This window comes from Arcicella sp. GW458-12-2-14-TSB2, from assembly GCF_059423785.1.
Genome location: NZ_JBWKYN010000197.1, coordinates 1 through 10,564, shown reverse-complemented (window position 1 = coordinate 10,564; position 10,564 = coordinate 1). Strand labels below are relative to the sequence as shown.

Below are 10,564 nucleotides of genomic sequence, written 5' to 3'. Positions count from 1 at the left end.
TGATTTAAAAAATCACTCATTCTCTAACTAACTCATTACTTATAAATCAAATACTTTTTTCTCATCGTTTTGTATTCGGATAATTGTGGCTCCCAAGAATCTTGAATTTCTTTTACGCTTTTTCCTTCAATAATCTGTTTTCTAAATTCAGAATTACCTACTAGTACATCAATATTCAACATTTGGTCACTCTGAGATCTATCAAAAAACTTATCCTTGAATGGATAAGCCTGATAAAAATCTATCATCCATTGAATATTAATTCTTTTACTTTTCCTGAGTAGCTCAATATCATAGTTTCTAAAATCTATCCCGTAGCATTCATTATCCATGTGTAAAGGCTTTTCGCTCATGCCTTTAATACTTACGGGCTTAAAAGAAAAGCTATAAGTACCTTTCAAAGCTGGACTCCCTAATACTGTAAAAGGGAAATACGTACCCCTCCCCTGACTAATAATAGTGCCTTCAAACAAACACATAATTGGATAAAGCATTACACTTTGTTGTGTATTAAGATTAGGCGATGGTTTCACAGGCAAGGTGTAAGCATCCTCATGGGTATAATTTTTCACAGGAATGATTTTTAATTTACAAATCATTTTGTTCGCTAACCAACCTTGACCATTTATCATCTGTGCAAATTCTCCAATCGTCATTCCGTGGGCAATAGGAATCGGAAATCTACCCACACCAGACCTTAAACTCATATCTAAAATAGGACCATCTACTAAATATCCATTAGGATTTGGTCTATCTAAAATCAACAGCTCTTTGTTATTCTCTGCACAAGCTTCCATCACATCACGCAAAACGTTGATATAAGTATAAAAACGGCACCCTACATCTTGAATATCAAAAATCATTAAATCGACATCTTTGAGGTCTTCAACAGATGGCTTTCTTTTTGAACCATATAATGAAATCACTTTGATGCCTGTATTGGGGTCTTTTTCATCACTGATTACTACCCCAGCACTAGCATTCCCTCTAAAGCCATGTTCAGGGCCAAATACTTTTACCACATTAACACCAGAAGCTACTAGGCTATCCACCAAATGTTTTTTGCCAATAATACTGGTTGGATTAGCCAGAATACCGATACGTTTACCTTTTAAATAGGGTAAATATTTATCGGTCTGCTCTGCGGCTGTTAAGATTGGTTTCGATTTAGCTACAAATGAGAAGTTACCTTTTTCAATTGAATTAACCTGTAAGCCTGTAAAAAGACTTAATGTTGTAATAACGAATAATATCGAATGAAATATTTTCATGTTTTTTGATGAAGTGTTAAAGCAAGGTAAAGGAAATAGACTTAGGTTGATATCATCTCTCCATAAAACAAACACTACCCCCTACCCAGTCAAAATCTTTATTAAAGCGTACTCCAATCATTTCTCCTCTTGAAAGTCGGGCTAAATTGCTTAATAGTATTGGTCTAGCGTCATCTTTCTGCCAGATATAAAGCATCCTAATTTCACATTTTACAGCACTGCCATCAGTCGTTTGTATGACAGGCTCATATTTCACTTTCTTTTGTAAAATATAATTCTCAGGGTCAGTAATGGATGTTAAATCACTTTCAGAAACATTGATTTTCACCCCTGTTCCTGCAAAAGAGAAAAGTGGTTTTAATACATAGTCTGATAAATTTTCAGGAAACTTGCCTGCATAATCACTCAAAAATCTACATTCAGGAATATAAGAATTATTCAAAAATGGCATGGTGTATTTACTGATTCTGAAAAACCAATTTGGATGTCCAACCCAGTCTACATCAACATCATCTGTTAAACTAAAGGCTGTCTGTAAATCAGGGAAGTTTGTTAAATCATCAAAAATCAAACGGTTATAAATTCTATGAATAGGCGTTTTCACTCCATCATTGATATAAAATAGTTTTCGTCCTTCTTTGATGATTTTAGTAAGACACACAGCTTTAACACCAATGAGCTTTTCGGTTACTTCAAAATCAACCTTTGTTTTTTGTTTCTCAGGATAAATCTCTAAAAGGATAACATTTTCAAGTTGCTCATCGCCGACTACTAGCTTTTTAAAAGCTTCAACGTATGATTTTCTATCAAAATCATTAAACAAAAAATCGTAATTCTCTGGAATATTATAATGCTTTTGAAAAGTTTCAGACAATAAATACTGAAACCCAAACAATGAAGGGAAACCTTGTAATTCAATCAATTGTGGAACAAATTCGCCTTGTTCATCCTGACAAACTGCAAAATCTATCGCTAAGAAAGAAGTATGTTCATTTTCATTAGGCACATTTTGTTCGGCTGGTATAGCGTTATCAGTCTTCGCCTTAAAATCATCTCCTGCTATTACATCAATGATACTTTCACAAGTACTTATGAGTTTATCTTTCAAAGATTTGGGGACAAAAACAGGTGTTTCTGCTACTCTGAACTCGAGAGAACCTTGCGTAGCATTGTTTAAATCTGCCAAAAACTCTTGATACTTTACTTCAGAAAAGGATTGATTAAATGAAGCTCTGATTTCTTTTTGCATAACAAGGATATTTTCAAAAACAAATTATGCCATTTCTCCAAAAAGTTCTTTTTGACTGATGGTAGAATAGGCTTTTTCAAGAAATTTTGGAATGATAATAGATTCTGTCAGCATGATTTTATCAGGGTCGTCCAGCTTTGCAATCATATCATTGTACTTTTCGATTCCGTGCGTTTTTATCACAGCTTTCTTTTTTTCATCCGACATCAGCAATTTTAGCATTCCTTGTGCATCAGCCTCTGGGTGAAACTGTGTGCCAAATACTTCGTTAGAAAATCTGATAGCCATAATAGCACGCTCTAGGTTTACGTGCGGACGTTCTTTTTCCATTCGTAAAATCTGTACACCTAATTCTTTGATAATCTTCAAGTTGGGACTTACCAATTGATAATCACGAGAATCCACCACATAAAATGGTTCGGGTAAGCCTTCAAACAATGCTTCTTTAATTGTTTTGTCTATTGGATTCACAGGAAACACACCAAAGGATGTACTTTTTCTTTTGGTCACTTTCCCAATTTCTAAGTGACGTGCTACCAACTGAAAAGAGTGACAAATCAAAAACAAGAATTTTGGAGTACTTTCCCCATTTAATATTTCCTCAGATTTATTATGCGCAAATATTGAATCAATGAAGGCAAAATATGGTTTTTCCCACGCTTCATCAGAAGGTAATGGACTACCCGGTCCACCTGAGGATATATAAATATCGTGTTCTAAATTTGGGATTTCTGTATTAGCACGAACATTAAAAACCTCTGTATTTACTTCAATATTTTTTTGTACTCTGAATTCGTTAACCAAATTAATAATACAACGCATGCCTTCTCCAGCTACGTTGTCATACATATCTAAAACTGCTATTTTTAGTGGTTTTTCTGTCGAAATATTTTGCATCGTAAATTTGTTGATGTGAATTTTTATCAAAGATTTAATCTCTACTTAACTTATTAAATCGACGCAATTTACTAAAAATAGCCTTAAAATCAATTTGTTACAGAATACAAAACAAAATTTAACATAGCTTTACTAGCCTTTTAAATACCAAATCTTGTTTCTTGAACGATATAATCTACGACACTTTTCAAATCGTTAGTTTCTTCAAATACTGCTAACTGACGGTCTGCTCCAGTGCCATTTTTAAGGATTTCTTTGATATATGCTACTTCATTTCGACTGCCTAATTCATCCAGTACATCATCTACAAAATCTAGAAGTTCATCACATAAATCACTGTATGGTACTTCTTCTTGTTTCCCAAAATCAATCAATTTTGCTTGAATACCATATCTGGCTGCTCGCCACTTATTTTCATTGATTAATACTTTTCTGTACGACCTAAAATTTAGATTTTGTTTTAACAACTTATGGATTTTCGCCACCAACGCCTGCATTAATGCTGCTAAACAAATGGTTTCGTCAACCCGCATCGGAATATCACAAATTCTAAATTCAATGGTATCGTAATAAGGGTGTAAGCGAATATCCCACCAGATTTTCTTGCCACTATCGATACATTTTGTTTTTACCAGCAAATTGATATATTCATCGTATTCACTAGCAGAGGCAAAAAACTCGGGAATACCTGTACGAGGAAACTTATCAAATACTTTCGAGCGATATGATTTAAAACCTGTATTTCTACCACACCAAAAAGGCGAATTCGTAGAAAGCGCATAAATATGGGGTAAAAAGTAACGAACGGCATTCAATATTTGTATTCCTTCATTTCTACTCTGGATACCCACATGTACGTGTAACCCGAAAATCAAGTTACCTCTGGCGACATCACGCATTTCATCAATCAAAGAATCATAATGCGGACTCGGGGTAATCAGTTGGTCTTGCCAATCTGAAAATGGATGCGTACCTGCTGCTGCTAATAGAAGGTTATTTTGTTCGGCAAGTTGGATGATATTTCGCCTAAGGTCAGTTACCTCCTCTCTTGCTTCTTGAATATTATAACAGATATTCGTTCCCACCTCCACTACAGCTTGGTGCATTTCGGCTTTTACTCTTTCTTGTAATATAATCTGCCCGCCTTCAACAATTTTACTCATGTGCGAGCGTAACTCCCTCGTTACGGGGTCGATGGTCTGAAACTCTTCTTCAATTCCGATGGTAAATAAAGGCATAAGTTTGGAAGGTTTAAGGGCTGATAAGAGGAAACAATATTGTAAATCAATACTGTTTCCCTTTTACAACATCATTATTTTTTACTTTCAAAAATGGTATCTCTTGCATTCCCTGCTACCGACGACGTAAGGAAAGTACCCCAAGTAAGGTTGTCTTTACCAGGTTTATGTTTTTTAGCACGGTCAATTGCTACTTTAGCAGCGGTTTCTACTACCCATTCAAAGTTTTCTTGACCAACCGAATTAATGTCTGCATCTGGTGCAGGATTACAGAAATCTATCGCATAAGGAATTCCGTCTTTTATAGCGAACTCAACAGTGTTGAAATCATAGCCCAATGCTTTGTTCAATCTAAGTACATAGTCCTTTACCGTTGCTAATAATTTCTTGGCCGCTGGTCCCGTGGGCATCTCAGCTACATAGCGTAAATGATGTGGATTTCTTGGTTCATAAGGCATTATTCTTACTTCTTTGCCCCCGATACAATAGCAACGGAAGTAATCTGTAAAAGTAATTTCCTCCTGCAAAAGCATTACCAATTGGTCAGTTTCATCATAAGCAGAGAACAATTCGTCGGGGTTTCTTACTTTATAAACACTTTTCCAGCCACCACCTGCATGAGGTTTCATATAGGCAGGGAAACCGATATAATCAAAAATATCTCCCCAAGGTAGTGGAAACTTTAGGTTTCTGAATGAAGTCTCTGAAGTATCTGTTGGGCGTTCTTTGGAAGGCAACAACACCGTTTTGGGTACAGGCACGCCCACATTTAACGCTAAGGCATTATTAAAAAATTTCTCATCTGCCGACCACCAAAAAGGGTTGTTGATAACAGCCGTACCAGCCATTGCCGTATTTTTAAGCATCGCTCTATAAAATGGTACATCCTGAGAAATACGATCGATAATGACATCATATCCGCTAGATTCCCCTTGTATTACTTTCTCAACAATCATTCGCTCAGCCACGATGCCCGATGGTGCTATTTGATTTACTCTTTCTACAAATGCCTCTGGGAAAGAGGATTCCATTCCATGTAGGATACCTATTTTTTTCATAATGCTCAAATTCAATTTTACAGGTTTGATGAATGATTAATTCATTCTGGAAGTGTTTTTCAATTATATTCTATTTAAATATTCAGGGAACATTTCTCGCCAAATATCCCAGTCGTGTGTTCCATGCCAACGGACATCTAGCCAGTGGTTGATTTTCTTATTCGCCAAAATTTTAGATAAGCGTTCCGTTTCAGGTTTACAAAAATCAGCATTGCACGTACCCAATACGATATTCATTTGCCATAAATCTGGATGCATGGCATTAGGGAGATAATCAGGAGGATTGTTGAAATAAACACTTTCGCTATAATACCCATTCAAAAACGAGCGTATATCAAAGGCTGCCCCCATTGTAAAAAGGTGTGATACTTTATCAGGATGACGAAAAGCAAAATTTGCTGCATGAAAACCGCCAAAGCTACAGCCTGCAACAGCTACTTTTGAGGTATTGCATTCGCGCATGATGGCAGGAATCAATTCTTCATTTAAATATTGGTCGTAATAAATATGGTTCTGTATACGCTCTGAGGGATGCAAGTGTTTGCCATACCAAGAATATTTATCAATACTATCGGGGCAATAAATTTTTATTTTGCTGCTTTCAATTTGCTTTTTTGCTGATTCAATTAGCTTAAAATCCTTTGCCTCGTAATATCTCCCCATGGTAGTAGGAAAAACAATTACTGGATAGCCCCAATTTCCAAAAATCAACAATTCATTATCTGCTCCGAGATGATGAGAATAATACTTGATATAACGTTCTTGCATTTTGTTGGTGAGGGTTTTACATTATTTCAAAAATTTATTCACAGCTAGATTTAGACTATTTAATTTACTACAAAATTACCACTTGGCAATACTTTCAGATAAAAGTAGGTGTTTTAATCAGAATTCTGTTTTAGTTAGAATCTTTACTCTAAAATAGAAACTGTTTTTAACTTTCAAAACAAAACATTAGAATAATTTATCTGTGAAATATTTAACAATTTGTTTATTTTCGGGAATAATCCAAAAATTGCTAATTCACATATGACTATATATTCACAAAATTCTTCCTCAGAAATCCTTCAAATTGAGGATAATATTTATTCAGCCTACCTAAATAGAACTGTTCATATCACTTTAATATATCCAAAAAAAAATAATTCACTCAACTTGGTTATTTTTAATGATGGACAAGATTTTGAGTCTTTGAAAATCAAACAGTGGATTTCGTCCTTGATGGATGACAACAAAATATCTCCTATTTTGTGTGTAGGTATTCACGCCAATAACGAACGCTTACAAGAATACGGAACGGCATCGCAAGCTGACTATAAAAACAGAGGAAATAAGGCTCATCACCACGCTAACTTTGTTTTAAAAGAATTGTTACCCTTTTTAGAAAATTCTTATTCATTATCATCAAAAAATAGAGTAATGGCTGGTTTTTCTTTGGGTGGATTATCTGCCATGGATATTGCATGGAATCATCCGAAGATATTCACCAAAGTGGGGGTTTTCTCGGGTGCCTTGTGGTGGCGACAAAAAGCTGAGGAGGATGGTTATACGGATGAAAACGACAGAATAATGCACAATATCGTCAGAAAGGGCACATATCACAAAAACCAACAATTTTGGTTTGAGGCAGGTACCAATGATGAAACCTCTGATAGAAACAATAATGGCATCATTGATGCCATTGACGATACCCTCGACTTAATGAAAGAATTAGAAAAACATGGCTATAAAAAGAACGAAGACATCGTTTACAGACAAGTAGAAGGCGGAGAACATAATCAACAAACTTGGAGCAAAGTAATGCCCGAGTTCCTTACATGGGCTTTTGGACAATAATTATTAAAATTTTAGTAGCTTTTTTTCTTGTTTACCAATCATCCCAAAACTTTACTAGTTATCACATTTAGGGTTTTTTAACAAAAGGTTGTCTAATATAGGCAACCTTTTCGTTTAACTTGCATCTGTATTTTATTCATTACATCAAAGCTATTAATCTTTAAACTGAGTTATTATGAATTCATTTATCAACAAAATCCTTATCATTACGATTATCACTATTTGTTTTGGCTTTTCAACATTTGCTGGGGGAATAAAAGGCACTGTTAAAAATACTCACGGAGAATACCTTTCTTTTGCTTCCATTATTGTAAAAGGTAGTCCCAAAGGAACGATGGCTAACGAAGATGGCAAATACGAACTCGCCCTAGACCCTGGTAATTATACCATCATCTTTCAATATTTAGGGCATAAAACTTTAGAAAAACAGGTTGTTGTTAACAATGATTACTTACCTCTTGAAATAGTATTAGAGGAACAAGCAATCAGTTTGAAAGAAGTAGAATTTTCTGCTAAAAGTGAAGACCCCGCCTATACCATTATGCGGAAGGCTATTTCGATGGCTCGTTTCAAAATATTAGAACTCAATGAATACTCTGCCAGAACTTACGTAAAAGGCACAGGACAAGTAAGCGAGGTTTCGGGTTTGATAAAAATGTTAGCTGGTAAAAAAATAGAAAAGGAATCTGGATTAAAAATCGGACAAGTATATGTTTTGGAATCTATCAATGATGTTATTTTCAAACAGCCATCTTCAGTAAGAGAAAAGGTAGTTTCTACGCGTAACAACTTGCCCAAGCAATTACAAAGCCAAGGAACAAACTTTATTCCTGTATCACGCACCAACTTTTATAACCCTAAACCGTTTGGCGACATGGTGTCTCCGTTGTCCCCTACTGCTTTGGCGTATTACAAATTTAAGTATGAAGGTTTTTTTACTGAAAATGGTCAGACGGTAAACAAAATACGTGTGACACCTAAATCAAAAAATGATAATGTATTTGATGGTATTATCAATATCATAGAAGATTCTTGGTATATCCACAGTCTGGATTTGCACTTTAGCAGCGACAATATTTCAAACAGGATTAAAATGATTTTTGCTCCTAACAAAGAAATCTGGTTACCCATCAATTATACTTTCCGTTCTGATTTTGATGCTTTTGGCTTCAAAGGTTTCTTTAATTATGTTACCAACGTTCGTAACTATACCGTTGCGGTCAATGAAAAATATCATCAACGACCTGTAGTAATCGATGAGAAAATTGATAAAGCGGAGGCCAAAGAATTGAAAAGCGAGAAAGTAAATAGCAAAATAGCCCTTAATCAGAAACAGGTTACGCGTAAGCAACTCAACAAGTTTTTGAAAGACGCTGAAAAAGAAGACAAGAAAGAGAGAAAGAAAAAAGGGGAAGATGTAGATTTGGTACGGTCGTATAACATTGAAATTGATAGCCTCCACAGTAAACGTAGTGCTGATTTTTGGAATGAAGAAAGACAAGTGCCATTGACAGACTTGGAGATAAAAGGTTATGCCCAAGCGGATAGCATCGCTAAAACCAACGAACAGCAATACAAGAAAGATTCGGTTAGGAATTTACCTGCTTTTAAGTTTTCACATTTAATTTTTGGCAAAACGTATAACTATGGCAAAAGAGACGATTTGTTCGGGTTCTTTAATAAATCTCTTAGCTACACGTCTCCGTTAGATCAAATTCCTTCTTTGGATTTTGTTAATACTGTTGATGGATATTTTTTAAAGGCTTCTTTAAGATATGATATTCGTGAGAAACTCACCAAAAGAGAATCTATTTATGGTGATTTAAGGTATGCCTTAGGAAGAAAAGCGCTTAACTGGAATCTTGGGTATTATTATTTAAAAAATCAGCAATCAATTGAAGTAAGAACTGGGCGTTATATTCAGCAGTTTAATGATGACAGACCTATTTCTACACCAGCTAACACCATTTATACGATGTTGGCGGAACGCAATTATCTGAAAATTTACCAGAAAGATTATGCTAATATTGAATATAGAAATCGATTATCTGAGAAAGTAACAATTAGAGTAAATCTAGAATATGCTGAGAGAATGGCACTAAAAAACTTGGAGACTTTTAAGCCTTGGATTGATGTAAAAGACAGAAGTTTTAGTTCGAATACTCCTGAGAATGTAGAATTAGCCAATACTGACTTTGATAAACATAAAACGTTTTTAACGGAAGCCGATATTATTTGGAGACCTTTTGCCAAAAAACGCAAATTCAATGACCGTGAATATACCATTAATACGGGCAATCCTATTTTCAGACTTAAATCTACCAATGGATTATTAGCTGAAAGTCAGTTTTCTCGCTTGCAAGGTTCTTATGAACAATTCTTTGATTTAGAAAAGTTGGGAAATTTGCACGTTTTAACTAATTACGGAGGATTTATACAAAAACCGAATTACTTTATTGATTATCGCCATTTCAATGGTAATCAGACTATCCTCCGTTCTTTCAGATTTGATGCTTTTAGAAACTTAGATTATTATTTACATAGCACTACGGGCAATTATTTAGAAGTATTTGCACAGCATGATTTTAATCACTTTCTATTAACTCAAATTACTCCACTTAGAATTTATGGCTTGAAAGAATCTATTTTTGCTAATTACCTGAAAGTGCCTAATCAACAATTTGAATATGTGGAAGTTGGCTATGGCTTATCTGGCATTGGTAAATTGTTCGGCTTAGAAGTAGTAGGCAATTTTGTGAATGGCAAGTATGATGCTACTGTGTTGAGGATTAAGTTTAATCGATAGAAGCTATTAGCTTTGAGCGGTGAGCTATGAGATTTTTTAGTGAATTGTCTAGCTTTTTCTATTAGCGAGTGACTTAAGTCCTACTGATTACCCACATCATTTAAAATGTTGAAATAGAAATGTTATTATTGATCAAATTAGCTTAAATGTAAATAAATATTGTTTAAAACCAAGCGTTGAAGCCCTCATCTCTAGCGAGGGACTCAAGT

The 10,564-nt window shown here is 34.9% G+C and carries 8 protein-coding genes; 2 read left to right on the top strand and 6 right to left on the bottom strand.

Annotated elements, in window-relative coordinates:
• Positions 1–35: 35 nt before the first annotated feature.
• From AC07XN_RS20940 to AC07XN_RS20915, 6 genes are all read right to left on the bottom strand, one after another.
• Entirely contained in the window at positions 36–1,271 is a 1,236-nt protein-coding gene (locus AC07XN_RS20940; protein ID WP_494744457.1) for an exo-beta-N-acetylmuramidase NamZ family protein, read from the bottom strand.
• A gap of 52 nt (positions 1,272–1,323) precedes the next feature.
• On the bottom strand, positions 1,324–2,520 hold the full coding sequence (locus AC07XN_RS20935) for a hypothetical protein (protein ID WP_494744456.1): 1,197 nt from the start codon (positions 2,518–2,520) through the stop codon (positions 1,324–1,326).
• Between the two features lie 24 nt (positions 2,521–2,544).
• Complete coding sequence (locus AC07XN_RS20930) at positions 2,545–3,417, bottom strand: type 1 glutamine amidotransferase (protein WP_494744455.1); 873 nt, start codon at positions 3,415–3,417, stop codon at positions 2,545–2,547.
• Positions 3,418–3,557: 140 nt separating this feature from the next.
• Positions 3,558–4,655: a carboxylate-amine ligase gene (locus AC07XN_RS20925; protein WP_492799314.1), complete on the bottom strand. Its 1,098-nt coding sequence runs from the start codon at positions 4,653–4,655 to the stop codon at positions 3,558–3,560.
• 74 nt (positions 4,656–4,729) lie between these two features.
• The gene (locus AC07XN_RS20920) at positions 4,730–5,713 is read right to left on the bottom strand and encodes an ATP-grasp domain-containing protein (protein WP_323247513.1); all 984 of its coding nucleotides are present in this window, start codon (positions 5,711–5,713) and stop codon (positions 4,730–4,732) included.
• 63 nt (positions 5,714–5,776) lie between these two features.
• Positions 5,777–6,481, bottom strand: coding sequence for an esterase family protein (locus AC07XN_RS20915; RefSeq protein ID WP_309916669.1), 705 nt, complete (start codon positions 6,479–6,481; stop codon positions 5,777–5,779).
• A 261-nt stretch (positions 6,482–6,742) separates the two neighbouring features.
• Between AC07XN_RS20915 and AC07XN_RS20910 the strand changes: the two genes are divergently transcribed.
• Positions 6,743–7,549, top strand: coding sequence for an alpha/beta hydrolase (locus AC07XN_RS20910; RefSeq protein WP_309916672.1), 807 nt, complete (start codon positions 6,743–6,745; stop codon positions 7,547–7,549).
• A gap of 175 nt (positions 7,550–7,724) precedes the next feature.
• Positions 7,725–10,355 carry a DUF5686 and carboxypeptidase regulatory-like domain-containing protein gene (locus AC07XN_RS20905; protein ID WP_494744454.1) on the top strand — a complete coding sequence of 877 codons (2,631 nt, stop codon included), beginning with the start codon at positions 7,725–7,727 and terminating at the stop codon, positions 10,353–10,355.
• Positions 10,356–10,564: the final 209 nt, after the last annotated feature.

Coding starts and splice junctions, on each gene's coding strand:
- AC07XN_RS20910 (WP_309916672.1), top strand. CDS start 6,743: ATGACTATATATTCACAAAATTCTTCCTCAGAAATCCTTCAAATTGAG.
- AC07XN_RS20905 (WP_494744454.1), top strand. CDS start 7,725: ATGAATTCATTTATCAACAAAATCCTTATCATTACGATTATCACTATT.
- AC07XN_RS20915 (WP_309916669.1), bottom strand. CDS start 6,481: ATGCAAGAACGTTATATCAAGTATTATTCTCATCATCTCGGAGCAGAT.
- AC07XN_RS20930 (WP_494744455.1), bottom strand. CDS start 3,417: ATGCAAAATATTTCGACAGAAAAACCACTAAAAATAGCAGTTTTAGAT.
- AC07XN_RS20925 (WP_492799314.1), bottom strand. CDS start 4,655: ATGCCTTTATTTACCATCGGAATTGAAGAAGAGTTTCAGACCATCGAC.
- AC07XN_RS20940 (WP_494744457.1), bottom strand. CDS start 1,271: ATGAAAATATTTCATTCGATATTATTCGTTATTACAACATTAAGTCTT.
- AC07XN_RS20920 (WP_323247513.1), bottom strand. CDS start 5,713: ATGAAAAAAATAGGTATCCTACATGGAATGGAATCCTCTTTCCCAGAG.
- AC07XN_RS20935 (WP_494744456.1), bottom strand. CDS start 2,520: ATGCAAAAAGAAATCAGAGCTTCATTTAATCAATCCTTTTCTGAAGTA.